The sequence below is a fragment of the Mesorhizobium sp. WSM1497 genome, from assembly GCF_001672455.2.
Lineage (GTDB): Bacteria > Pseudomonadota > Alphaproteobacteria > Rhizobiales > Rhizobiaceae > Mesorhizobium > Mesorhizobium ciceri.
On the sequence record NZ_CP021070.1, the window covers coordinates 3037842 to 3062601 of the forward strand.

Here is a 24760-nt window from a genome sequence, read left to right on the forward strand (position 1 = left end):
CCGCAAGAGCAGAAACCCGCAGTCTCACCGGACTGGCTACCTCAGTCAGAAAAAGCGGTCCGATCATCAAGGGGAACAAGGATGATGCGTAACCTAACAGGACAATTTCGCGCGCTCGTGATGGCCGCCGCCATCGGGCTCGCCGCCGCCCCGGCGGCCTACGCGGCCGATGCGGCCATTCCCACCACGCCCGAGGCAGGAGCGTTCAAGATCGGCATCGAGCCCTGGCTCGGCTATGGCCAGTGGCATGTCGCCGAGGCCAAGGGCCTGTTCAAGACGAACGGGCTGAGCGACGTCCAGATCGTCAACTTCGCCGAGGACAAGGACATCAATGCAGCACTTGCAAGCGGCCAGCTCGACGCCGCCAACATCGCCACCCACACGGCGATGGGCATGGTTGCGGCCGGCCTGCCGGTGAAGATCGTGCTGCTGCTCGACGTCTCCATGACCGCCGACGCGATCATCGCTGGCAAGGACGTCACCTCCATCGCGGACCTCAAGGGCAAGCAGGTGGCCTTCGAGGAAGGCACGACGAGCGACATCCTGCTCAAATACGCGCTCACCAGGAACGGCATGTCGATCGACGATGTGAAACCGGTTCCGATGCCTGCGTCCGACGCCGGCAGCGCCTTGATCGCCGGCCAGGTGCCGGTCGCGGTGACCTATGAACCGTACCTCACCGTCGCCATGGCGCAGAACAAGGACCTCAAGCTGCTGTTCACCGCCGGCGAGGATCCCGGCCTGATCAGCGACGTGCTGGTGGTGCGTGACGAGGTGATCAAATCGCGGCCCGGCCAAGTGCTGGCCATGATCAAGAGCTGGGACGCAGCGCTCAAGGACTACAATGCCGATACGCCCGGTGGGCGCGCCATCATCGCCAAGGCTGTCGGTTCGGACGTCAAGGACCTCAACACCGCCTTTGACGGCGTGCGTTACTACTCACTCGCCGAAAACAAGGCGGCGCTGACCGGTGATTTCACCACCAAGACCTTCGCCGATGTCGAAGCCGCCGCCAAGAACGCCAAGCTGCTGCAGGCCGATGTGACGCCGGAGCAGATGATCGACCCGTCATTCGTCAAGGCGGCGGAATGACCAAGGCCGGATCGCGGTGGTGACGCAGATGCCCGGGGAGCGTCCCGCTCAAACGGATCCGGCTCGTCCCACGAAACAGGCGAGGCGTCGCCGATCCTCCGGCATCGGCGTGCCCATCGCCAAGTCGCGCTTCCTGGTGATCGCGGTGGCCGTGTTCGTCGGGCTCGGCCTTGCCTGGTGGGCGGCGACCGGACTGGGGTTGGTAAAGCCGATCTTCCTGCCGTCGCCGGGCAGCGTCGCGACGCAGATCGCCAAGCTCGTGGCCGATGGCACGTTGTGGCTGGACCTCAAAGCCTCGATGTACCGTATTTCCATCGGCTTCCTCATCGCCTCGGCGCTGTCGATACCGATCGGTGTGCTGATCGGCAGTTTCCGCTCCTGGGAAGCGGCCATCGAGCCGCTGGTGGATTTCATCCGCTACATGCCGGTCGTCGCCTTCGTGCCGCTCTCCATCCTGTGGGCGGGCACCGGCGATACGCAGAAATTCCTGATCATCTTCATCGGCACCTTCTTCCAGCAGGTGCTGATGATCATGGACAATGTGAAACGCGTTCCCGCCGATTTCATCGGTCTTGGGCGCACGCTCGGCCTGCCGGACCGCAAGATTCTGACGCGCATCGTCGTGCCCAGCGCCTTGCCCGGGATCTGGGATACGCTGCGCATCAGCTTGGGCTGGGCATGGACCTGGCTGGTGCTGGCCGAACTCGTCGCCGCCACTTCGGGGCTCGGTTATCGCATCACCGTGTCGCAGCGCTATTTCCAGACCAACACCATCATCGGCTACATCCTGCTGCTCGGCCTGCTTGGCCTCATCACCGACCAGGTGATGAAGGCGCTGGAAAAGGTGCTGTTCAAGCAAGAGGGCCGCTCGCAATGAGGTCCAGCCGATGAGCCCCAAATTGCGGATCGCCGGTCTCCACAAGAGCTTCGGCACGGGCGAGCGGCGCACGGAAGTGCTGCGCGGTATCAACCTCGATCTTGCCGACAACGAGTTCGTCTCCCTGGTCGGCACGTCGGGTTGCGGCAAGAGCACGCTGCTGTCGATCGTGGCCGGACTGCAGGACTTCGACGCGGGCGATCTCAGCATCGATGGCGCGCCGATCCTGCAGCCTGGTCTCGACCGTGGCGTCGTCTTTCAGTCCTACACGCTGCTTCCCTGGCTGACGGCGCGGCAGAACATCGAGTTTGCCCTCAAGGCCGCTGGCTACGATCGCCCGACCTGCCGCAGGATCGCGCTGGAGCATCTCGAACTCGTCAAGCTGTCTGGTAGTGCGGACCGCTATCCGGCCGAACTCTCGGGCGGCATGAAACAACGCGTCGCCATTGCGCGCGCGCTTTCCTACCGGCCCAAGATGCTGTTGATGGACGAGCCCTTCGGCGCGCTCGATGCCTTGACCCGGCATCAGATGCAGGAACTGCTGACCCAGATCTGGGAGGAACACAGGTTGACCGTCCTGTTTGTCACCCATGATGTGGAGGAGGCCGTCTATCTGTCGGACCGCATCGTCGTCATGGGCATCGGCCCGGGACGTATCACGCAGACATTCAACGTGGATATCGAGCGCCCGCGCCGCGAAGAGGTGATGGAAAGCCCTGCATTCATGGATCTGCAACGCGGCGTGCACAAGGCCATCCGCGAGGGTTCAAAACGCCCGGAAATGGCCTAGGCGCCTGCGGTCGTTTGCAGGCCCAATCACGTCGCCTTGCCGACTGCCGCGTCCAGTTCCAGCTCGCCTTCGGAAATGTCGTCGAACGAGGCGTAGTTCATGTTGTAGAGGCGGGCGTAGAGGCCTTTTCTTGCCATCAGCTGTTCGTGGTTGCCGCTTTCGACGATCTCGCCGTTCTGCAGCACGATGATGCGGTCGGCGCCGCGGATAGTGGCCAGACGGTGGGCGATGACCAGCCCGGTGCGGCCTTCCAGCAGCGTGATCAGCGCCTTCTGGATCAGCATCTCGGTGTAGGAATCGATGCTGGCCGTGGCTTCGTCGAGCACCAGGATCTTTGCATCCGCCACCAGCGCGCGCGCGAAGCTGATCAGCTGGCGCTGGCCCAGCGAGAGATTGCCGCCGCGCTGCTCGAGTTCGGTATCGTAGCCATCTGGCAGGTTCTCGATGAAATCGTGCGCGCCGACGGCTTGTGCGGCGCGGACCACCTCCTCGCGGCTGGCTGATGTCTTGTGGTAGCGGATGTTTTCCAGCACCGAGCCGGAGAACAGGAACGGCTCCTGCAGCACCATCGCCACCTGATCGCCGAGCGAATCCTGGGTCAGGTCACGCACATCATGGCCGCCGACCAGAACCTCACCCGACCAGACATCGTAGAAGCGGTGCACCAGCGCCATCGAGCTCGACTTGCCCGACCCGGTCGGGCCGACAAGGGCTACGGTCTCGCCCGGGTTGACGCGGAAGGAGATGTTCTTCAGCACCGGCTGGTTCGGCCTATAGCCGAAAGTGACGTTCCTGAACTCGACCGAGCCGTCCATGTCGCGCGACAGCGCCACGGCACCGTGCCTGTCGCTGACGTCGACCGGCACGTCGAGCACTTCGGAGATGCGCTGGCCCGAAGCCATGGCTCGCTGCATGACGCTGTATTGCATGGTCAGCGAGCGGATCGGGTCGAAGAAGCGCTGGATGTAGAACAGGAACGCCACCATGACGCCGATGTCGAGGCTGTGCGAGAGCACCATAGACCCGCCGACGACGATGACAGTTGCCATGGCGATGCCGGTCAGCGTGTCGACGATCGGCACCATTACCTGCGCGTATTTCGCCGACCTCAAATGGGCATTGAGGTTGGCCAGCACCTTTTCGTCGTAGAGGTCGAAATTGACGTGCTGGCGCTCGAGGCTCTGCACCGTGCGCACGCCATGGATGCCTTCGGCCAGTGCGCCGTTGGCGATCGAGTTGGTTTCGTGCGCGGCCATGAAGGCGACCTTGGCGCGCGGCAGCCAGAAAAGGCGCACGATGAACAGCACCGGCATGGTCGACAGCGTCAGCAGGCCCAGTCGGAAATCGAGCCACAAAAGCACGCTGACAATGCCGAACAACAGCACGATGTCGCCTACCGACATCACCGATGTTTCGAGGAATTCCTGCATCGAATTGACGTCGCCCTGCAGGCGCGACATCAGCCGCCCGACCTCGGTCTTGTCCATGAAGCTCAGCGAGACCCGTTGCAGATGGCTGAACATGGCGCGGCGCAGGTCCGACAGCACGTTTTCGGCCACCTTGCCGACGACGCTTTCCTGCACATAGCTGGCGGCATAGTTGATCAGGATGATCACGGCGAAAGCGCTGATCGCGGCGATCATCACCGATTGGTCGAGCTTGCCAGCCGTCATGCCGTGGTCGATGGCGTAGCGGATGACCAGCGGGATCGCCAGTTGCGTCAGCGTGAACACCAGCACCGCGGCGACTGAGATGAAAATCCGGTTCTGATAAGGCCTCACGAAGCTCCAGATACGCCGCACGATGCGCGGGTCATAAGCTTTGCCGAAGACCTCTTCGTCGTCGCGGTGCGAGCCCACGACCGCCTTTGTCGGTGGCCCGCTGGTGTCTTCCTTCTCGTCGTCGGCCGGTGTCTGCATCACGCGGCTCCCGCCACGGGCCGCTCATCGTCCGGCCGCAACTGCAGGTCATGGAGCGCGCGGTAGCGTCCACCGAGCGCCAGCAACTCCTCATGCGTGCCGCGCTCGACGATCCGGCCGCCCTCGACGAACAGGATCTGGTCGGCATGCATCAGCGAACTCAGCCGGTGCGAGATGATGAGCGTCACGCGGTCTTTGGCGAAGCGTTTCATCGCTGCCCGGATACGCTGTTCGGTGCCGGCGTCGATGGCCGCGGTGGAATCATCGAAGACCAGCACGGACGGCCGCAGCATCAGGCTGCGGGCGATGGTCAGGCGCTGCCGCTGGCCACCGGAAAGCGACGCGCCGCGCTCGCCGACGACTGTGGTGTAACCGGCTGGGAGGCCCATGATGTAATTGTGCAATTGGGCGTACTCGGCTGCCTGCCCGATGCGGGTCTCGCGCGCCCAGGGATTGCCGTAGGCGATGTTGTTCTCGATCGAGGTGGTGAACAGGAACGCGTCCTGCTGCACGACGCCGACCGCCTTGCGCAACGATTGCAGCGCCACCTTGCGGATGTCCTGGCCGTCGATGGTTATCGCGCCTGAGGTGACGTCGTAGAAGCGCGGGATCAGGTGCGCGATGGTCGACTTGCCGCTGCCTGGCGGGCCGACGATGCCGATGGTCTCGCCGGACCTCGCCTCGAAGGAGATGCCCGACAGAGTCGGCCGGTCGCCCGCGCCCTCGTAGCGGAAGCCGACATTGTCGAAGCGCAGCACGCCATCGGTGACGACGAGATCCTTGGCGCCGGGCGCGTCCTCGATGTCGAGTTCGGCGTCGAGCAGTTCGAATAGCCGGCTGCCGCAGGTCGAGGCGCGCGCGAAGGAATTGACCATCAGCCCGAGCTGACGCACCGGCATCTGCAGGATGGTCATGAAGGTGAGGAACTGGGCCAGCGTGCCGACGCTGATCTGACCCGCGATCACCTTCTGGCCGCCGAACCAGAGCACCAGCCCCATGGCGGCGAGGAAGGAAAAATTCATGGCGCTGGTGTTCGAAACGCGGATGTCGACGCGCTGATTGGCAAGCTCCAGCGCCGACAGCTTGGCGCGGTCGAATTTTTCCAGCTCATGCCGCTGTGCCGCAAAGGCCCGCACGACGCGGATGCCGCCGAGGTTCTCATCCATCACCCGGCTCAGCACAGACAGCCGCTCCTGCAACGTCAGCCAGGTGCTGCGCAGTTTGAGCTGGGTGACCGAGGACCGCCAGGCAACGAACGGCACGAAGCTCAGGCTGAGCAGCCCGAGCATGAGATCGGTGCTGATCAGGAGATAGGCGCCGACGCCGATCAGCACGCCGAGCAGGACGACGCGCAGGATGCCGGTTGAAAAGAACATGCGCACGCCGTCGAGATCGAGCAGGCCGAGCGTGATCAAATCGCCGGTGTGGACCCTGTCGTGGTAGGCGAAGCTCAGGCGCTGGATCTTCTCGTAGAAAGCCAGGCGCAGTTCATAGCCGGTGCGGTGGCCTACGGCCTCGCCATAGTAGTTCTGCGCCATGGTGAAGAGGCCGCGCAGGATCGAGACGACGAGCAGCGTCAGCGCCGTGTTCCACAGCGCCTGTTCCGCCGCAGCTCCGGCACCCGCGGCCATCACACCTTGCGCCTGGTCGATGGCGCGTCCCAGCAGGCGTGGAATGAAAAGCTGCAGCGTCGCGGCAATGAAGGTCGAGACGATGGTGATGGCGACCTGCCAGGGATGGCGCAGTGTCATGCGCACGATGCGAAGCAAGGTGCTGAGGCCCTTGCCCCAGGACGCTTCCGCAACGTGAGCAAACGATTTGCCGCGCTCCGGCGCGCTGCTGGTTGCTTGCGTGTTCAAGGAAAATATCCAAACCAATCCGGACGTTAGTCCGGACTAATAAAGCAGACTCAATGTGAGCGGTTGACTTGGCGCTATGTTACGCGGGTCTGGCTTGGCCCTTCAAGAGCCAATGCCGGCATCGCACTGTGCCTGAAGGAAAGCGAACATGCGGCTGTGACCCGGCTGGCACCAGCGGCGGAATCCTGCCGATCTTGCCGAAGGGCGTTGGCCGGACGAGGCCAGCGCCCGGCTGTACGCAAGCGCCGGCCGGACGGCATGCGACCTTCCATCCGGCCGGAATCCGGTTTGCTAGGCAGGTATCAGGACGGCGATCCGATGCACGCCGACCTCCTTGCTTGTATTTGTCGCCTCGTCGGTCTTGCCTTTGGCGCAGGTGTACATGTCACCCGTCTTGAGCTTGAATTCCTTGTCGGCCTTCTTGATCGTGAACGCACCTGAAGCAATGGTGCAGACCATATCGTTGTCCATCACCATCTGAGGCGCGTGTGCGCCGGGCTGAAATACCACGTCGACAATTGCGATGCTCTTGTAGGCGGGAATGTCGGAGTTGCCGGTGCTGACCTCAACCACCCTGACACCGGGCGCAATCTCCTTGCCTTCCTTCGGGCCGTATTTCTTCGCTGATGCCGCCAGGGTGAACAGAGGCGTTATCGCGGCAGCCGTCACACCGAGAGCAATTGCAGACCTGCGATTCATGGTTTTCATTGCATCCTCCCACGTCTTCGTCACGAACGAATGTGCATGACAGTTATATATTAGCACAAATGAATGTACTTGTATGCGAGGAAGCGGCCCACGGCGGCAGGAACTCCGCAGCAGCCGTCGGAGAGGTTCCAGACATCGACGATCTGCTTGCCGCTAAAACCCTGCCACTGCTGCGGACCTTCGGGCGCTCAGACACCCTTGCCGTGCCGCCAGCAGGCGATCAGATGCCCTGCCGCGGTCTCTCGGGCCGGCGGCTCCGCCTTTCGGCAGTCGGGCAGGACCAGCGGGCAGCGGTCGGCGAAGGAGCACCCCGTATTCGGGACGCCGGCTGCCTCGATCTCGATTGGAGCGGATAGTCTCGGCGCAGCTTCGTCGGAGGACGCAGCCAAAAGCAGGGCCGTATAGGGGTGGTTGGGGCCGCGAAAAATCTGGTCGGAGGAGCCGGTTTCGACCAGGCGTCCGCGATAGAGCACGCCGATCCTGTCGGCCATGTAGCGCACCACCCTGAGGTCGTGGCTGATGAACAGATAGGTCGTGTCCTTGTCGCGCTGCAGGTCGTTGAGCAGGTTGAGAACGGTCGCCTGGACGGAGACGTCGAGCGCGGAGGTCGGTTCATCGAGCACGACGACCTTCGGCACGCCGGCGAAGGCGCGCGCGATTGCCGCCCGCTGCCGCTGGCCGCCGGACAGCGAACGCGACTTCTGCTCGGCCGTGGCGCCGGCGAGGCGAACCGATTGCAGCAGGTCGCCGACGCGGGCTCTCACTTCGCTGCGGCGCAGGCCGGCGAGCCTGCGCAGCGGGCGGCCGAGGATCGTGCCGATCCGCTGGCGCGGATTGAGCGTGCGATCCGGCGACTGGAAGACCATCTGCACGTCGCGGCGTTCAGCAAGGTTTCTCTTCTCGACGCGCGGCGCGACCGTCCTGCCGAACAGTTCGACCGATCCGGCGCTTGGCGTCTGCAGGCCGGTGACGATCCGTGCCAGGGTCGACTTGCCAGAACCGGACTCGCCGATCAGCCCGAAGGTCTCGCCCTGGCCGATGTCGAGATCGACGTGGTGCAGCACTGGCTGGCTGCCGAAGGCATGACTGATGCCTTTGCAGGCGATCGCGATGCCGCGTTCTTTTGGCAGGCCGGCGTCTTCGCCTTGGGCTGTTGGGTGCGCTGGCACGCCGTCCGTCTCCGCCAGTCTTCCGTCCCGCTTGGTGTAGTTGAGCGCCGGGATCGAGGCGATGAGCGCCTTGGTGTAGGCGTGAGAGGGGTTGTCGAAGACATCGCTCGCAACGCCGCTTTCGACCACGGTTCCCGCCTGCATCACCGCCACCCGGTCGCAGGAGCGGCGGATCATATTGATGTCGTGGCTGATCAGCAGGATGCTGGTTTTGTGATCCTTGCGTAAGTCGGAGAGGATGGCGATGATCTCGGACTGGACGCTGGCGTCGAGCGCCGTCGTCGGCTCATCCAGCACCAGCAGCGACGGGTCGAGCGCAATGGCAATGGCGATGTTGGCGCGCTGCTGCATGCCGCCGGAGAGTTCGTGCGGATAGAGATCCAGCACCCGCTCCGGATGGCTGACCCGGACGCGGCCGAGCAGTTCGGCGGCGCGCCCGCGCGCCTCTTCGAGGCGAACCGGGCGATGCCGCATGACCGTCTCGGTGATCTGGCGGCCGATCGTCATGCTTGGATTGAGGGCAGCACCGGGATGCTGGTAGACGGCGGCGATATGATTTCCCCTGAGCCGGCGCAGTTGCTCGGCGGAAAGGTCGCGGATTTCGCGGCCCTGGAATTCCAGCGCCGACGCAGTGATGCGGGCGTTTTTCGGCAGATAGCGCAATATGGCGAGCGCCACCGAGCTTTTGCCCGATCCCGACTCGCCAACCAGGCCGAGCGCTTCGCCTTCGCCGATGTGCAGTGACACGCCGCTGACGGCGGGATGCGATCCCTTGCGCCCGTCATAGGCCACGGACAGCTGGTCTACGTTCAGAACCGAGGAGGACATGGGGACTTGAAACCACTTTCTTCCAGCGCCGCCATCGAGGGCAATCGCTTCCGCTTTCGCAATACATTATCTTTATAAAATTACTCGAATTAAGCCGGAGCGCAATCTACCTTTCTCGCATCAGCAGAGATTGTCGCCGTCTGCCGAGGCAGCGCGACGGTCTCCGGAGCAGATCTGGAAGGAGGCCCGGCATGGCTCGAGACCACATGATCCTCAGCGCATTCTTCTTCAACCCGCAGGGCGATCATCGGATGTCGTGGCGCCACCCGAGGGCGCCGGGGCGGGAGGTACTGGATTTCGAATTCTACCGCGATCTCGTGCAGGCGGCCGAACGCGCCAGGATCGACACCATCTTCGTCGCCGACCACGTGTCGATCTGGGATTCAGTCAAGAGCGGCGTCGCCCATTACGCCAATGCCCGCCTCGAACCGCTGACGCTGCTATCGGCGCTGGCTAGCGTGACCAAGCATATCGGCCTGATCACCACGGCGTCGAGTTCCTACAGCGAGCCGTACAATGTGGCGCGCATGTTCGCCTCGCTCGACCATATCAGCAAGGGCAGGGCGTCGTGGAACGTCGTCACCTCGGCCATGGATGAGGAGGCGCGCAATTTCGGCCGCGACGGCAATATCGAACATGCTTTCCGCTATGAGCGCGCGGCCGAATTCCTCGATATCGTCAAGGCGCTGTGGGACAGCTGGGAAGACGAGGCGCTGCTGATCGACAAGGCGTCAGGCCATTTCGCCGACCCCGACAAGGTCCATCCTATCGATCACAAGGGCAAGCACTTCAAGGTGCGTGGGCCGCTCAACGTCTCGCGGCCGCCGCAAGGCCATCCGCTAATCGTCCAGGCCGGCTCGTCCGAAGATGGCAAGAACTTCGCCACCGCCCAGGCCGATGCGCACTTCGCCATCTACAGCACCAAGGAGGATGGCATCAAATACCGTCAGGACATCAACGAGCGGCTGGCCCGCCACGGCAGGCGGCCGGAGAGCTTCAAGATCCTGCCCGGCATCCTGCCGATCGTCGCCGCCTCCGAAGCGGAAGGTCGGGAAAAGCAGGAATACCTGCAGACCTTGCTGCCGGATCAGGTCGGCATCGACCTTCTGTCGAGCTGGAGCGGGTTGGACCTGTCGCTGTTCCCGCCGGACGGGCCGCTGCCGCCGCTGCCGGACGAAAGCACGTTCAATGGCGGGCGCACATCGCTCAACCGGGTCAAGCAGTGGGCGAAGCAGAATCTCAGCCTGCGCGAGATCGCTCGCAAGCTCGCCAACAGCGGTTCGGTGCCGACGGTTGCCGGCACGCCGGTACAGATCGCGGACCAGTTGCAGGACTGGTTCGTTTCGGGTGCCGCTGACGGCTTCAACCTGATGTTCCCGCTGCTGCCAGAAGACTGGGTGAATTTTGCCGAACAGGTGGTGCCGGAGCTGCAGCGGCGCGGCGTCTTCCCGACCGAATACGGGCCGGGAACGCTGCGCGACCGTTTCGGCCTGGCGCGGCCCGCCAACCGCTTCGCCGAGCAGCGCGACAATGCGCGTGCCGTGTCCTGACCGGAAGAACGATCATGACCGTCGCACCAAGATTGCAGCCACGCGAAGCGACCGCGCCGCAGCTCGTCAATGTCCTGCACAGCCCCAAGCGTGTGCGCGTCAAATTCGGCGGCCGCACCATCGCCGACAGCCGCAACGTGCTGGTGCTGCGCTCCAACCATTTCCTGCCGATCTATTTCTTCCCGCCGTCAGCGGTCGACCCATCGGTGCTGAAACCTTCGCTGCATCGCGAGCCGCATCCGGTCGGTGGCGAGACCGCCTATTGGGATATCGACAGCGGCGACAGGCGCAGCGCCAACGCGGCGTGGTCGTTCGTGTCGCCGCCGGATGAAAACCTGGCGCCGCTGGCCGGCCGCATTGCATTCACCTGGAAGGCCGTCGACCAGTGGTTCGAGGAGGAAGAGGAAGTCTTCGTCCACGCCCGCGATCCCTATGCACGCATCGATGTTCTGCAAAGCTCGAGCCATTTGCAGATCTGGTTCGACGGCGAGCCGATCGCCGACAGCCACCGCCCGGTGCTGCTGTTCGAGACGCATCTGCCGACGCGTTTTTATCTGCCCGCGGAAGACATCCGGCTGGAGCGGCTGACGGCGTCCGTCACCACGACGCGATGTCCCTACAAGGGCATCGCCTCTTACTGGTCCGGCCTGCTGAGCGACGGTTCGGTGCGCCCTCATATCGCCTGGAGCTACCGGGATCCCATTGAGGAAATGCCGAAGATCAAGGGCCTCATCGCCTTCTATCCGCAGGCCGTCGACCGCATCCATCTCGACGGCGAGCCCGTCGCATAGATTTTCAATCTTCATTTCAAAGCAGGGGTTTCAAAATGACCAGACGCAGAGATATCGACGCAGTTCGCAATCTGTCGGGGGACATCTGGAATGTCGCCGTCGACGAACATCAGGGCGGCTTTCTCAAGCGCCGCGATCTCCTCAGATATGCCGCACTGCTCGGCCTGACCGGCTTTGCCGCCTCGCAGGGATTGGGGGGCGCGCGCGCCGCGGCTGCCGGCGGCGGCACGGTTCGCGTCGGGCTCGGCCAGCCGACCAAGGCGATCGATCCGGTTTCGGTCACCGATCCGGCCAGCATCGGGGTGATCAGCCAGGTCGGCGAGTATCTGATCCTCGACGATCCGAAGGATGGTCTGCAGCCGAAGCTGGCTCTGTCCTGGGAGGCCAACGAGACGGCCAGCCGCTGGACCTTCAAATTGCGGCAAGGGGTAAAATTCCACGATGGCCGCGCGGTCACCGCCAAAGACGTTGTGGCGAGCTTCGAGCGGCTGGTCGATCCGGCCAGCGGCTCGTCGGCGTTGTCCGCCTACAAGGGCATCCTGTCCAAGGGCGGCGCCAAGCTGGTCGACGACGAAACCGTCGCCTTCGATCTCGACGGTCCGAACAGCAACTTCCCGTTCTATGTCTCCTCCGACGTCTACAATGCCGTCATCCTGCCTGCCGACTATGCCGGTGATTTCGAGAAGACTTTCAACGGCACCGGTCCGTTCAAGCTCGAATCCTTCCGCCCCAAGCAAGGCGCCAGCTTCGTGCGCAATGAGAATTACTGGGGCGACAAGGCGCTGCCCGACCGGATCGAGATCAAGTTCTTCGACGACGAGCAGGCACAGGTGCTGGCTTTGCAGGCCGGCCAGCTCGACGTCATCCCGAGCACGACGCGGCTGGAGCTGGCGATCGAGGGCAATCCCAACTTCAAGCTGCTGAGCGTGCAGGCGAGCTCGCACGACCAGGTGCATCTCAGGACCGACCAGGCGCCGTTTACCGACAAGCGCATCCGCCGCGCGCTGGCGCTCACGATCGACCGAGAGGCTGTGGTCAAGGGCCTGCTCAAGGGCCGCGCCATCGTCGGCAACGACACGCCGTTCGCGCCGATCTTCCCCTCGGCCGATCCATCGGTGCCGCAGCGCAAGCAGGACATTGCCGAGGCCAAGCGGCTGCTTGGCGAGGCGGGCGTGCCCAACGGCTTCGAGGTGACGCTGACCACCGAACGCGCCTATGACATTCCCGACTATGCGGTGATCATTCAGAACTTCGCCAAGAAGGCCGGCATCGACGTCAAACTCAATGTCCTGCCGCAGGACGCCTATTACGGCTCGGCGACGTTCGGCAGTTCGCCATGGCTGGATTCGGTGCTCGGCATCACCGACTATGGCCACCGCGGCACGCCCGACATCTTCCTCAACGCCACGCTAAAGAGTTCGGGAGCCTGGAACGCGGCACATTTCAACAACCCGGCCTATGACGCGCTGCTGCTTGACTACTCGAAGGCGCGCGACCTGCAGGCACAGCGCCTTGTTGCCCGCAAGATCCAGACCTTGCTGCTCGACGAGACGCCGGCGATCATCAGCTACTTCTCGCAATACAGCCGCATCGTCAGCTCCAAGGTCGAGGGCGTGCGCTTCACCGCGATTTCGCATCTCCTGCTCGACCGCGTTTCCTTCGTCCAGGCATGATCGCGACATGCTGACCGGTCGCATTCTGTCAGCGCGTGTGGGCACACTTGTCCTCACGCTGTGGCTGGTCAGCATTCTGGTGTTCTTCGCCGGGCAGGTCCTGCCCGGCGATGTCGGCCGTGTCATGCTCGGGCCTTTTGCCGACGCGCAAGCGGTGGCGGAACTGAACAAGCGGGTAGGCGCCGACCAGCCGGTTCTCGTCCAGTATTGGCTCTGGTTCAGCAAAGCGGTCACCGGTGACTTCGGCACCTCGCTGTCGATGCGCGGGCCGGTGGCGCCGTTCGTGCTGGAAAGCCTCAAGCGCTCCGCGGCGCTTGCCGGGATTATTTTGCTCTTCCTCGTTCCGCTCGGCGTTGGTGCCGGCGTCATCGCCGGTCTCAATGCCGGCCGCCTCATCGACCGGCTGATCGTGATGGCGGGCGTCTCCTTCGGCATTGTGCCTGATTTCGTTTCCGGCCTGATGCTGCTCATCGTTTTCGGCCTGTGGCTGAACTGGTTCCCGATCTCCGGCGTTGCGCCCGATGGCGCGGGCTTCTGGACGCATGGCTATTATCTGATCCTGCCGGCGCTGCCGCTGGTGCTGAACCTTTCCGGCTATATCGCCCGGATGACGCGAGCAGGCGTGATCGAGGCGATCGCCGCCGATTACACGCGCACCGCCGTCCTGAAAGGGCTCGAGCGGCGCGAGATCATCTTTCGGCACGTGCTGCGCAATGCGCTGACGCCGACCGTCGCGGTGCTGGCGACGCAGACCGGATACATGCTGGGTGGGCTGGTGGTGATCGAGGCGTTGTTCGGCATCCAGGGACTTGGCAATCTGGTCCTGAACGCGGCCAAGGCCCGTGATTTCCCGATGCTGGAGGCAGGCGTATTGGTGATGGCGGCCATCTTCGTGCTGTCGGCGGCGGCCGGCGACCTCTTGCTGGCGCTGCTCGATCCGCGGCAACGCCGCCGGACCTCGCCATGACGGATCTGGCCGAGTTTCCCGCACCGCAGCGCGCCGTGGCGGGCTTTTCGACAATGCGCCGGATTCGCAGTGCTTTCGCCGGATTGCCGCCGTCGGTCGTGGTCGGATTGCTGCTGCTTTTGTTCTGGGTCGCTTGCGCCATAGCAGGCAACCTCTTCGTTCCCTACGATCCCTATGCCGAGGATTTCCTGGCGACGCTGACGCCGCCCGATGCGCTGCACTGGTTCGGGACCGATCAGCTCGGCCGCGATGTGCTGTCCCGCATCATCGTCGGTTCGCGCGACATCCTGCTGGTTGCGCCGCTGGCGACGCTGGCCGGGGTTGCCGCCGGCAGCATCATCGGCCTGGTGCTCGGCTATTTCGAGGGCCTCACCGATGCCATCGGCGCGCGGCTGCTCGATACGCTGATGGCGTTTCCGTTCATCGTTCTCGTCACCATGACGCTGGTGGCGATCGGCCCGTCGAACCTGACCGTCATCCTGGTGATCGGCATCGCCTACGCGCCGCTGGTGGCGCGCACCGTTCGCGCCGCCGCGCGTGAGCAGAAGCAGCGCGACTATGTCAGCGCCGCGCGCCTCGGCGGCGAGGGCGCGCTCGCCATCATGTTCCTGGAGATACTGCCCAACATCAGGGAAACGATCCTCATCGAGCTCGTCACAAGGCTGGGCTACGCGTTCTTCTCGATCGCGACGCTGAGCTTTCTCGGCCTCGGCATCCAGCCGCCATCGGCCGACTGGGGACTGGCCGTCGCCGACGGCTATGGCTTCCTGACCGGCGGAAAATGGTGGGTCGTCGTCTTCAATTCCGGGGCAATCGTCTCGCTGGTGATGGCGACCAACCTGATCGCACAAGGCATTGGCGCCTTCGAGAATAGCGATGCATGAGCCTTGATCCGGGCGCCAAAAATCTCTTTTGCATTGAAGCCTGACGCGCATCCTTATATCGCATGACTATGAAGAAAATCGGTTTCCTGTCGTTCGGGCACTGGACGCCCTCGTCGCAATCGCAAGTGCGCTCGGCTTCGGACGCGCTTTTGCAATCCATCGACCTCGCCGTCGCCGCCGAGCAACTGGGCGCGGACGGCGCGTATTTTCGCGTGCATCACTTCGCCCGCCAGCTCGCGTCGCCGTTCCCGCTGCTGGCGGCGGTCGGCGCCAGGACCAGCCGTATCGAGATCGGCACCGCCGTCATCGACATGCGCTATGAGAATCCGCTCTACATGGCCGAGGATGCCGGTGCTGCCGACATCATCGCCGGCGGGCGCCTGCAGCTCGGCATCAGCCGTGGCTCGCCCGAGCAGGTGATCGATGGCTGGCGCCATTTCGGCTACGCGCCGCCGGAAGGCAAAAGCGACGCCGACATGGCGCGGCATCATGCCGAGGTCTTCCTCGAGACGCTGCGGGGCGAGGGGTTCGCCCAACCCAATCCGCGGCCGATGTTCCCCAATCCGCCCGGCCTCTTGCGCCTCGAGCCGCATTCGGAGGGTTTGCACGAGCGGATCTGGTGGGGCGCGGCCACCAACGCCACCTCGGAATGGGCGGCCAGGCTCGGCATGAACCTGCAGAGTTCGACGCTCAAATTCGACGAGAGCGGCAAGCCGTTCCACATCCAGCAGGCCGAGCAGATCCGCATCTATCGCGAGGCCTGGAAGGCAGCCGGCCACAAGCGCGAGCCGCGCGTCTCGGTCAGCCGCAGCATCTTCGCGCTGGTCGACGATCGCGACCGTGCTTATTTCGGCCGCGGCAATGAGAGCCGCGACCAGATCGGCTTCATCGAGGAGAACACCAAGGCGATTTTCGGGCGCAGCTACGCGGCCGAGCCGGATGTGCTGATCAAGGAATTGGCGCAGGACGAGGCGATCGCCGAGGCGGATACGCTGTTGCTCACCGTTCCGAACCAGCTCGGCGTCGACTACAACGCGCATGTCATCGAGGCGATCCTGACCCATGTCGCTCCAGCGCTGGGCTGGCGCTGACGCCGGATCGATCAGGGCCGAGTTTTCCAGGGAGGTACACAATGCCAAAGAAGGCCTTGATCGCCTGGGGCGGCTGGGAGGGCCATACGCCGGAGCAGAGCGCGAAGATCGTTCGCACTTTGCTTGAGCGAAACGGCTTCGACGTCACGCTGGGTGAGGGCACGGCGATGTTCGCTGGTCCGGAGCTTGCTTCCTTCGATCTCATCGTGCCCGTCATCACGATGTCGACGATCGAAAAGGCCGAGTTGCAGAACCTGACGCTTGCGGTTCGCGGGGGAAGCGGGCTCGGCGGTTTCCACGGGACGATGGGGGACAGTTTTCGCAACGAGCCCGACTATCAGTTCATGACCGGCGGCCAATGGGTGGCGCATCCCGGCAACATCATCGACTATCACGTCGCGATCACCCGGCCGGACGATCCGATCACAAAAGGCATCAGCGATTTCGCCTACCGGTCGGAGCAATATTACATGCATGTCGACCCAAGCAATGAGGTGCTGGCGACCACCACCTTCACCGACGCGCATTTTCCGGGGATAGGCGGCGTTGTCATGCCGGTCGTCTGGAAACGGCGCTATGGGGCGGGGAAGGTTTTCTACAGTTCCCTTGGTCACACGGCGGATGAGTTCGCGGTGCCGGAAATGGCGCTGATGGTGGAGCGGGGTTTGCTTTGGGCGGCGCGGGGGTAGAAGCAGGCGAAGTTCGTGAAAATCTGATGGAATTCACAGGACATCTACGGAGATATCCAATGAACGATTTCAGTTGGTCCGCTTCCGAAAAGAAGCTCGCCCGCCACGCCTTCGATAAGGCTCTTGAGGCGGCCCTCGCAAAGACGATGGCCGAATTCAAGAGCAAGGCCAGTGCGGTGACGGTTCCCTCCCAGATGTGGGAGCTGGAAGCCTATTTGCGTGAACAGCGGCGGGATATCGATCGGACGTTCGACTACCGCTATTCGCAGCTCCTTTATGTCTTCACTCATCTCATCCGAGCAGGCTGCCTCGATGAAAAGCTGCTTGCCGGTCTGTCGCAAGACAAGCGGGATGTCATTCGGCGGGACCTTGCCTTTGCGGCGGGACGCCTGGCCAGCGGATGACGACGGCAGGGAGTGCGGCCGCGTCCCAATCCCTGCCATGCTGGAAAGCGGCCGTTGTCGTACTACCATCCCGTCACATGGCGAGGGGGATGAGATGGACCATCAGCGTACTGTTTTTCTGATCGGAGCAGGTTCCGTTGGTGACGACGAGCAAGCCGTGTTCACGCTGCACGTGAACGGCGCTGCCTGCAATCTGAAATGCAGTTATCGGGACAAGGTGATCGAGGCAGAAGAGGAAGACTTTTTCGAGGCTCTGTTCCAAATCCGTCAGGCACTCGAAGTCGATGGCCTGCTACCCTTCTGTTACGGAGCAAGCGCCAATGTTTATCCGGAAAATACCGTGATGGAGAAAAGTCGCGGATTGATAGCCTGCAAGGTGAAGACGGGGCAATTTCCGCAAGAGAGCGATCTGGTCGACATATTTGATGATGGCGTCGACGTGGTTCCGGTTTTCGTCCATATGCAGCAGGAATTTTGGGAAGAATGGCTGACTTCGCTGCCTTCCTAGCTGCTGGCGTTCATCCAATCCCGCCCGTAACCAGATAGGCGCCGGCGCTGCGCCCATCCTCCAGCCGCACAATAGCCGTCACGATCGAGCCATACGAGCCACGCCAGACGCTGTGGAACCGCTGGTGCTCTGCGGCCGGAACCAATGCCTGTCCACAGCAGCGCGCTCCGCTTCGCTGCATGGCGACAGGCTCGCCGTTGACATGCACCTTGACGCTGGCGTTTTCCGCCTCGGCGTCGATCGGCAGGTCGAGGGTGATGGTGATCTCGTCCTGATCGCCGGTCGTGCGCGTCTCGGCGGCAAGCGCGATGACGAGCGGAGGTGCCTTGCCGTTACCGGTTTGCGTGGGCCGGCGGGAAAATACATCTTCAGTCAGTTCCGGCGTGCGTGGGGGCAGGGTGCGGCGCCGGGTCGACAGTTCGTAGTCGCCGGCCATGCGCAGCAGCCTTTCGTCGTCATAGGCCTTACCGGCGAAGGTCAGGCCGACCGGCATGCCGATATCGGCCATGGTTCCCATCGGCACGGTGACGGTCGGGATGCCGAAATGGCGCCAGACCAGATTGCCGTTGGCGACCCAGGTGCCATTGCGCCAGGCAAGGGCGGCAGATGCCTCGTCGATGTCTGCATCGGCCGGTCCGACATCGGCGGCGGCGGGCAGCACCACGGCGTCGATGTCTTGGCCGTCCAGCCAGGCCTCGAAATCGATCCGCCTTGTTGCTTCGAGGCCCTTCAGTCCGTCTTCCAGCGTTGGAATGTCTGCGAACGGCGTGACGCCGGACCGCGCCCGTTCCACATATTCTCTCAGATCGAAGCCGCCCTCATAGCGGTCGGGCAGCGTGCCGGGCGGCTGCGGGAAGATCTTTGGGCCGTCGACGGAGACGAGATCGGGCACGGCCGGGTCGGCATTGGCGCGCAAAAAGTCGTCCCAGCCCCAGATGCTGAGATCCCAGAGTTCGCGCTCGGCGAAGTCCTGCGGCACCAGCCCGCGCTCGACCATGGTGCGCGCCCCGGGGCGGTCGCGCTCGTAGTTGGAGACGACGGGGAAATCGACCTCGATCACCTCGGCGCCAAGCCGCGCGAGATCGGCCGCTGCCTGCTCCCACAGGGCAAGCACCGAGGCGCGGGTTTCGATCGGCGCATCGGCCTCGCTGTCGCGGCCGATATACATTCTGGGCACGCCCAGGCGCTTGCCTTTCAACGACCCCGCCAGTGCGAGATCGGTATAGCGGGGCGGCCGCACATCGGAGCTTTTCGGCAGCTTGACCCAGGGCTGCGCGCGCCAGAAATCGCCTCGCGCCTCGGGATCGTCGGCGACGATCACATCGAGCAGTTCGAGCATGTCGGGCACTCTGCGCGTATGCGGCACGACGACATCCATGGTCGGCACCAGGGGCCAGTTGCCGCGCACAGAAATGACGCCGCGCGACGGCGTGTAGGCGACCAGCGCATTGTTGGTGGCCGGCGCGCGGCCGGACGACCAGGTTTCCTCGCCAAGCCCGAAGGCGCAGAAGCTGGCCGCTGTCGCCGTGCCGGAGCCATTGGACGAACCCGATGCGAAGGCGGCGGTGAGATAATCGCCATTGTACGGACTTTCGGCGCGGCCATAGACGCCGCGCTGCATGCCGCCATTGGCCATTGGCGGCATGTTGGTCAGCCCGATCAGCACCGCGCCGCCGGCGCGCAGCCGGGCTATGGTGAAGGCATCCTCATTGGCAATGAGATGCTCGAAGGCCGGCGAGCCGGCGGCCACCGTCAGGCCTGCAACCTTGTAGCTGTCCTTGGCGGTGTAGGGGATGCCGTCGAGCGGTCCGAGCACGGCGCCGTTGCGGCGGCGCTGGTCGGAGGCCGCCGCCTGCTCAAACATGTCAGGGTTGAGCACTGGGACGGCATTGAGGCTGATGCCGTGCCGGTCGAAATGCGCGATGCGCCTGAGATACGCCCCGACCAGTTCGACGCTGGTGACGGTGCCGTCATCGAGCGCGCGGCGCAGTTGGTCGATCGTCGCTTCGACGAGGTGAAGGCTGGCGTCGGTCATCACGGATCCCACATTTCCACGCACCATGGATGAGCGAGGCCGCAGGCTTCGGCAAGAGCCTATCGCGGTCTTCTCGGAACTTTTGTCCGGCTGGCGGTTTTGGATGTATGGTGCGATTCCGGAATGGCCAGAAGGGTGTGCCGATGACCACGAAATGCGTTGCGATCCTAGCTCTCGCGGTTGCTACGGGCGCGAGTCTTTGCGCCCCGGCCTTGGCTGGCGACCGGCATTACGACCGCCGGGTCCACTCCGAACGCTACGTTCCCGCCGAAGGCGATCTCATCGATATCCTGTTCGGCGGCCCGCACTACTACGATCAGCAGTTGGTGACGACGGCGGCTGGCGCGTGCTCCTACCATCGCGTTGGACCCGACGCGAATGCATTGAACAAGATCAACGATCATCACTGCGGGAAATAAGGCAGTAGGGCAGTAGGGCAGTAGGGCAGTAGGGCAGTAGGGAGCGCCTCAACGCTGGCCGCTCTCCTTCATACGCTCGATGATTTCGGCCATCAGCGCCAGGTCGCGGCGGGAATCGGCGAGGTCGGTCAGCGGCTTTGTTCCTTCGGTGATGTGGCGGTGGAAAATCTCGAGTTCATTCGAGAAAGCATCGCCGTAGAGAGGGCCGAAGGCCTTCGTCACCGGGCCGAGCGGGCCGGCATCGGTGACCTCCAGCCGCGTCGGCAGGCTGCGGATGTAGGGCGTGTCGTAGATGATGCGCACGCGCCTGGTGTTGGAGCGCACCTCGATCATTGCGTCGAACAGGCCGAGATCGTCGACCACCGCGTCGTAGAGACAAGCGAAATGGCCGTAGTCGAAGGTGACCGATGTGTTGGCGCCGCCATTGGTGCGGTGCGCGGCCAGCACGCGCGCCGGCTCGCCGATCAGCCCGCGCATCGCTGAAATGTGGTGCGAGGAAAGCGCCGTCAGCCCGCGATAGGCGCGCACCAGGTCGGCCGGCGCGTCGGCACCGACGACTTCGCGGATCAGCGCGTCGCGCTCCTTGGCGCCACGCGCCAGCAGGGCCGGGTCTATGTCGTTGGGATAGAGGACGTTCTGGCTCTTCTTGAGGAAATGCCGGCCCTCCGAGATCAGGTCGAAGATGCGGACATGGGTGATGTCGGCGAAGGCCGGCAGCTCGTCCCTGGCGGCCAGATATGCCGGCGCGTAGCGGCGCATATAGCCGACGAACAGGGTCTTGTCGTAGTCCGGCATCAGCGCCAGCAGATCGTCGATCTCGCGCACCGTCAGACAGGCGGGCTTTTCCAGCAGGATGTGCTTGTTGGCGGCAATCGCCGCGTGCACGAAGCGGCTGTGGGTGTCGTCGGATGACAGCACGAACACCGCGTCGATGTCGGGTGACGCTATTAGCGCCTCGGCCGTCTCGAAGGTTCTTGCCGTCGAATCTTGCGAGGTGCACAGCGCCACCAGGCTGGGCGACACGTCGTACACGCCCATGCCGGAATTTGCGCATGTTTATAAAAAATTGACACGCGTCAAGATTCAAAATGTGTATAGCGATTTTTGATTGCGCGCCCTGCGGGCATGACTGTCCTGCCGGCATGCGCTACAACCAAGGCGCGAAAAAACTGCCGGCCTAGGGAACCACTAGGGGGATGTCCGCGTTGGTCGCTACTTTTGTGCAGAGGGAGGTTTGGGGTGGGGCGTTTCGAAATCGTGGAAGAGCCAACGGGTACGTTTTCGATTTTCGACACCGTCACGGAATTGCCGGCAACGGCCAAAGGGGGCGTGTGCATTGGGCTTTATCGGCACGAAGTGCCGCTGGCACTGCTTGCAGCGGTTGAAACGGTCCAGCCCGGCCATTTTTCGCTGCTGCCCTCATTGTCGGTGTTGAACGACTGGCGGGCTCATCGAGACGATCTGCTGGCATGAGCAAAGCTGCCCGATGTCGCATCAAAAATCATACGGTATGGGAAATCACGCCCTGTTGTCGAAAGCGGCGGTGAGGCATGGAAAGCAAGGGGAGGTTGCAGTGCGTTGGGAGGTGAAGCAATGTCTGATCAGGACGACCTGATCCGAGCTGCCATCGGACGGCTGCTCGCCGAGAAGACAGGCGCCGCCGTCATATCGATGAGAGAGAGCGTCACCGAGCTTCTGGCGCTGACCGGTGCCGCACTGGACGAAAGACTCCAAGACCTGCTGCTGGAAATGGCCGAAGTCCGCGGCATGATGGTCGCTCTCGACTTCTGAACATATCCGGCTGGGATGCCGCTGCATGCACCGGCAGCGCTTTCATCGCCGGCAGCCTCTAACCTTGCTGCGTCCAATATCGGGCATTTTAGGCCGAAAGCGGACAGGCAGCTTTGGACTTCCGATGAAGATAGCTGACCAAAGCCGAGAGTAGCGGTCGAACAATTTCGCGGGCGACCGGCAGTGTGATCGCCGTGCGCCGTCCAATGCACTATGCCATGGCGGCCAATGCGGCCGCTTTGACCGACAGGGTCGGGTGGACCATCACCCCGAATGCCGAGACAAACGCTCGTAAAGATTCGGGTTGGTGCGGGTTGAACTACTGAGCCCATGACTGATATTCGATTGTTGGGGTCTGACATGGGCGACAAGATTGCGTGCGAAGTACTGCGGATGAAATCGGTTCCATTGGCTCGACAACGACGCCGGTGCGGGAATTGACGCCTGCCGAGCGCGACCGGATGTTTGCCTTGTATGAGACCTACTACGAGGCAGTCGATCGCAATGTCTTCGAACGTGATCTCGCTGAAAAGGATGCTGTCGTGATCATCCGGTGCGACCGGGAGATAATCGGCTTTTCGACTTACCTTGTCAGACCACAGACCGTCGGCGGGGAGACTGTTCACTATCTCTTCTCCGGCGATACTGTTCTCCATTCCGCGCGTTGGGGCGACCCCGTGTTGCTGCGCGGTTTCTTTCGCGCGGCCGGCGCCGCCAAGGCCGCGGTGGCGAGCCGGTTGTTCTGGTTCTCCATCATCGGAGGGCATAGGACGTTCCGCATTCTCCCCAATTTTTTCTGCGACTTCGTTCCGGCCGTCGATGGTCCGGTTTCGGCCCGCCTGCAGACGATCCGCGATGCCATCGCAACTGCCCGATACGGGCGTCAATTCGAGCCGTCGACCGGACTGATAGACTTCGGCCTGTCGCAAGGCCACTTGCGGGAACAGTGGGCGGACGTCGAGGAAACAGCATTCCGCAACCGTTTTGCCGCCTTCTTTCTCCGGGCCAATCCCTTCTACTTCCGAGGCGTCGAACTTGCCTGCCTCGCGGAATTCGAACTCGGCAATCTGAAGCGCTATGCCGCCGCGAGTTTTGCCGAAGGGCTGCAAGATGGGCGCTGAAGCCTGGGCACGGATTGCCGGCGCGACCGCGGCCGGGGACGCCGGTTTTCGGGCGCGGCTCGATCAGCTCGAGGCCACGCAGCGCTCCCTCTTGCGGCGGCTCGTAGAAGCCAATCCTGCGACTGTGTTTGGTGGTGACCACAACTTCGCCAACATCGCTTCGGCCGAGTCCTTTCGCGATCTCGTGCCGATCTGTGACTACGAAGCCTTGTCGCCATACATCAATCGTGTCGTCGCTGGGGAGGAGAATGTGCTGACTGCCGAGCCGGTCCGGTTTATCGAGCAAACCGGCGGCAGTTCCGGTGGCGCGAAATACATCCCTTATACCGACACGGGCCTGCAGGCCTACACCGATTGTCTCTATCCCTGGATGTCGGAACTGATACGGCGCCGGCCGGGCGTTGCGCAAGGGCACAGCTATTTCGCGCTAAGCCCGGTAGGCCGCGGCGCAAGCGAGCGCGTCGGTGCGCGCAGGTTGGGCAGTCCCGTTCCTTTTGCTTATTTCGGCGCCTTGCGCGATAGCCTGATCCAAGTTTCGGCGGTGCCGATGGATTTGAGGCTGCTCAGCGATTTCGCCGAGTGGCAAAGGCAGACCTGCCTGCACCTGCTGGCGGCCGAGGATCTGAGCCTGATCTGGGTCTGGAGCCCGACCTATCTCACCGAAATCCTGCGCGCGATGCAGCGCGATGCCGAGAGCCTGTTGCCGGAGCTCGCGGACAGGCTGGGCGCCGTGCGGCCGGCGGACGTGGTGCGCCGCCGCATTGCTGCGCTGGAGGGCGCGCTTGGAAGTTCGCAGCTGTCGGCGATCTGGCCTCGCCTCGACACGATCAGCTGCTGGACAGACGCTTCCAGCAGTGGCTTTGCCGCCGCATTGCAGGCGCAATTTCGGCATGTCTTCATCCAGTCCAAAGGGCTGATGTCTACCGAAGCTGCCGTTTCATTTCCCTATGGCGACGGGTCCGGGTGCATCCTGGCATCGCAAAGCGGGTTTTTTGAATTTGTCGATGACAGCGGTGCCAACTATTTCGCGTGGCAGTTGGAGGCAGGCCTGACCTACCGGCTTATCGTGACCACCGGCTCCGGCCTCTATCGCTACGATACGCAAGACATGGTCGAAGTCACCGGGTTCACCGGCGACACGCCGCGCCTGCGTTTCAGCGGGCGTATCGGCATGGTGTCCGATCTCTGTGGCGAAAAGCTCACGGAAGCCTTTGTCGTGCGGTCGCTGGCCGAGGCCGGTCTCGATCATCATACCTATTCGCTGCTGGTGGCGGTCGCGACGCCGCACCCGCACTACCGGCTTTTCGTCGAGACCGGTCCGGGGCCGGCCGTTGAGGTGCTTGGCGGTGGCCTCGACCATGCGCTCAAGGCCAACCCGCAATATGAGTATGCCCGCCGCATCGGCCAGTTGGGGCCGCTGCGGACGACCGGCGTGGACGACCTCTATGGCCGGCTGAAGCGCCACCGCATGAAGGGCGGCACGAGCATTGCCGGAATGAAGGCGCCGGTTCTGCTCACTCGATCGGACGCAGCGCTTCTCGCGGCGCTCGGGGCGGACAAGGAGGACGCTTAGGATGATACGGCATCCCGTGTCG

At 63.3% G+C, this 24760-nt stretch carries 23 protein-coding genes; 17 read left to right on the forward strand and 6 right to left on the reverse strand.

What is annotated here, in order from left to right:
* Positions 1 to 81: 81 nt before the first annotated feature.
* From A9K65_RS14610 to A9K65_RS14620, 3 genes are all read left to right on the forward strand, one after another.
* The gene (locus A9K65_RS14610; protein WP_164745972.1) at positions 82 to 1092 is read left to right on the forward strand and encodes an ABC transporter substrate-binding protein; all 1011 of its coding nucleotides are present in this window, start codon (positions 82 to 84) and stop codon (positions 1090 to 1092) included.
* A 109-nt stretch (positions 1093 to 1201) separates the two neighbouring features.
* Complete coding sequence (locus A9K65_RS14615) at positions 1202 to 1969, forward strand: ABC transporter permease (protein WP_198327605.1); 768 nt, start codon at positions 1202 to 1204, stop codon at positions 1967 to 1969.
* A 10-nt stretch (positions 1970 to 1979) separates the two neighbouring features.
* Complete coding sequence (locus tag A9K65_RS14620; protein WP_064992534.1) at positions 1980 to 2759, forward strand: ABC transporter ATP-binding protein; 780 nt, start codon at positions 1980 to 1982, stop codon at positions 2757 to 2759.
* 26 nt (positions 2760 to 2785) lie between these two features.
* Here the strand turns inward: A9K65_RS14620 and A9K65_RS14625 are convergent, their stop codons facing one another.
* The 4 genes from A9K65_RS14625 to A9K65_RS14640 form a co-directional block, all read right to left on the reverse strand.
* Positions 2786 to 4678, reverse strand: coding sequence for an ABC transporter ATP-binding protein (locus A9K65_RS14625; protein WP_064992533.1), 1893 nt, complete (start codon positions 4676 to 4678; stop codon positions 2786 to 2788).
* Positions 4678 to 6537 (reverse strand): ABC transporter ATP-binding protein, encoded by a 1860-nt coding sequence (locus A9K65_RS14630; RefSeq protein ID WP_064992532.1) that lies wholly within the window; start codon positions 6535 to 6537, stop codon positions 4678 to 4680. The genes A9K65_RS14625 and A9K65_RS14630 overlap by 1 nt, the downstream gene beginning before the upstream one ends.
* A 291-nt stretch (positions 6538 to 6828) precedes the next feature.
* Entirely contained in the window at positions 6829 to 7269 is a 441-nt protein-coding gene (locus tag A9K65_RS14635) for a hypothetical protein (protein ID WP_245267540.1), read from the reverse strand.
* Positions 7270 to 7433: 164 nt separating this feature from the next.
* On the reverse strand, positions 7434 to 9242 hold the full coding sequence (locus tag A9K65_RS14640) for an ABC transporter ATP-binding protein (protein WP_064992531.1): 1809 nt from the start codon (positions 9240 to 9242) through the stop codon (positions 7434 to 7436).
* Between the two features lie 191 nt (positions 9243 to 9433).
* On the opposite strand from A9K65_RS14640, the gene A9K65_RS14645 reads away from it, so the two are divergent.
* The 9 genes from A9K65_RS14645 (at position 9434) to A9K65_RS14685 (ending at position 17799) form a co-directional block, all read left to right on the forward strand.
* Positions 9434 to 10792: an LLM class flavin-dependent oxidoreductase gene (locus A9K65_RS14645; protein ID WP_024503940.1), complete on the forward strand. Its 1359-nt coding sequence runs from the start codon at positions 9434 to 9436 to the stop codon at positions 10790 to 10792.
* Positions 10793 to 10806: 14 nt separating this feature from the next.
* Positions 10807 to 11583 carry a DUF427 domain-containing protein gene (locus A9K65_RS14650; RefSeq protein WP_064992530.1) on the forward strand — a complete coding sequence of 259 codons (777 nt, stop codon included), beginning with the start codon at positions 10807 to 10809 and terminating at the stop codon, positions 11581 to 11583.
* A gap of 35 nt (positions 11584 to 11618) precedes the next feature.
* The gene (locus A9K65_RS14655; protein ID WP_024503938.1) at positions 11619 to 13256 is read left to right on the forward strand and encodes an ABC transporter substrate-binding protein; all 1638 of its coding nucleotides are present in this window, start codon (positions 11619 to 11621) and stop codon (positions 13254 to 13256) included.
* 7 nt (positions 13257 to 13263) lie between these two features.
* A complete protein-coding gene (locus A9K65_RS14660) occupies positions 13264 to 14223 on the forward strand; it encodes an ABC transporter permease (protein ID WP_064992529.1) in 960 nt (319 codons plus the stop codon).
* A complete protein-coding gene (locus A9K65_RS14665; protein ID WP_064992528.1) occupies positions 14220 to 15107 on the forward strand; it encodes an ABC transporter permease in 888 nt (295 codons plus the stop codon). Before A9K65_RS14660 ends, A9K65_RS14665 begins: the two co-directional genes overlap by 4 nt.
* Before the next feature lie 68 nt (positions 15108 to 15175).
* Positions 15176 to 16198 (forward strand): LLM class flavin-dependent oxidoreductase, encoded by a 1023-nt coding sequence (locus A9K65_RS14670; RefSeq protein WP_064992527.1) that lies wholly within the window; start codon positions 15176 to 15178, stop codon positions 16196 to 16198.
* Between the two features lie 41 nt (positions 16199 to 16239).
* On the forward strand, positions 16240 to 16887 hold the full coding sequence (locus tag A9K65_RS14675; protein WP_064992526.1) for a ThuA domain-containing protein: 648 nt from the start codon (positions 16240 to 16242) through the stop codon (positions 16885 to 16887).
* 26 nt (positions 16888 to 16913) lie between these two features.
* A complete protein-coding gene (locus tag A9K65_RS14680; protein WP_245322059.1) occupies positions 16914 to 17291 on the forward strand; it encodes a hypothetical protein in 378 nt (125 codons plus the stop codon).
* A gap of 94 nt (positions 17292 to 17385) precedes the next feature.
* Positions 17386 to 17799: a hypothetical protein gene (locus A9K65_RS14685; protein ID WP_063168681.1), complete on the forward strand. Its 414-nt coding sequence runs from the start codon at positions 17386 to 17388 to the stop codon at positions 17797 to 17799.
* A 10-nt stretch (positions 17800 to 17809) separates the two neighbouring features.
* Here the strand turns inward: A9K65_RS14685 and A9K65_RS14690 are convergent, their stop codons facing one another.
* Complete coding sequence (locus A9K65_RS14690) at positions 17810 to 19834, reverse strand: amidase (RefSeq protein WP_064992524.1); 2025 nt, start codon at positions 19832 to 19834, stop codon at positions 17810 to 17812.
* Positions 19835 to 19977: 143 nt separating this feature from the next.
* On the opposite strand from A9K65_RS14690, the gene A9K65_RS14695 reads away from it, so the two are divergent.
* Positions 19978 to 20253, forward strand: a complete 276-nt coding sequence (locus tag A9K65_RS14695; RefSeq protein ID WP_024503933.1) for a hypothetical protein — start codon at positions 19978 to 19980, stop codon at positions 20251 to 20253.
* A 48-nt stretch (positions 20254 to 20301) separates the two neighbouring features.
* Here the strand turns inward: A9K65_RS14695 and A9K65_RS14700 are convergent, their stop codons facing one another.
* Positions 20302 to 21291, reverse strand: a complete 990-nt coding sequence (locus A9K65_RS14700; RefSeq protein ID WP_064992523.1) for a Gfo/Idh/MocA family oxidoreductase — start codon at positions 21289 to 21291, stop codon at positions 20302 to 20304.
* A gap of 201 nt (positions 21292 to 21492) precedes the next feature.
* Between A9K65_RS14700 and A9K65_RS14705 the strand changes: the two genes are divergently transcribed.
* The 4 genes from A9K65_RS14705 to A9K65_RS14720 all read left to right on the forward strand — a co-directional run bounded on the left by A9K65_RS14705 (position 21493) and on the right by A9K65_RS14720 (position 24738).
* Positions 21493 to 21726: a hypothetical protein gene (locus A9K65_RS14705; protein WP_013530508.1), complete on the forward strand. Its 234-nt coding sequence runs from the start codon at positions 21493 to 21495 to the stop codon at positions 21724 to 21726.
* A 120-nt stretch (positions 21727 to 21846) separates the two neighbouring features.
* Positions 21847 to 22044: a hypothetical protein gene (locus tag A9K65_RS14710; RefSeq protein ID WP_013530509.1), complete on the forward strand. Its 198-nt coding sequence runs from the start codon at positions 21847 to 21849 to the stop codon at positions 22042 to 22044.
* 377 nt (positions 22045 to 22421) lie between these two features.
* Positions 22422 to 23165: a hypothetical protein gene (locus A9K65_RS14715; protein WP_157678501.1), complete on the forward strand. Its 744-nt coding sequence runs from the start codon at positions 22422 to 22424 to the stop codon at positions 23163 to 23165.
* A complete protein-coding gene (locus A9K65_RS14720; protein ID WP_064992521.1) occupies positions 23155 to 24738 on the forward strand; it encodes a GH3 auxin-responsive promoter family protein in 1584 nt (527 codons plus the stop codon). Before A9K65_RS14715 ends, A9K65_RS14720 begins: the two co-directional genes overlap by 11 nt.
* Positions 24739 to 24760: the final 22 nt, after the last annotated feature.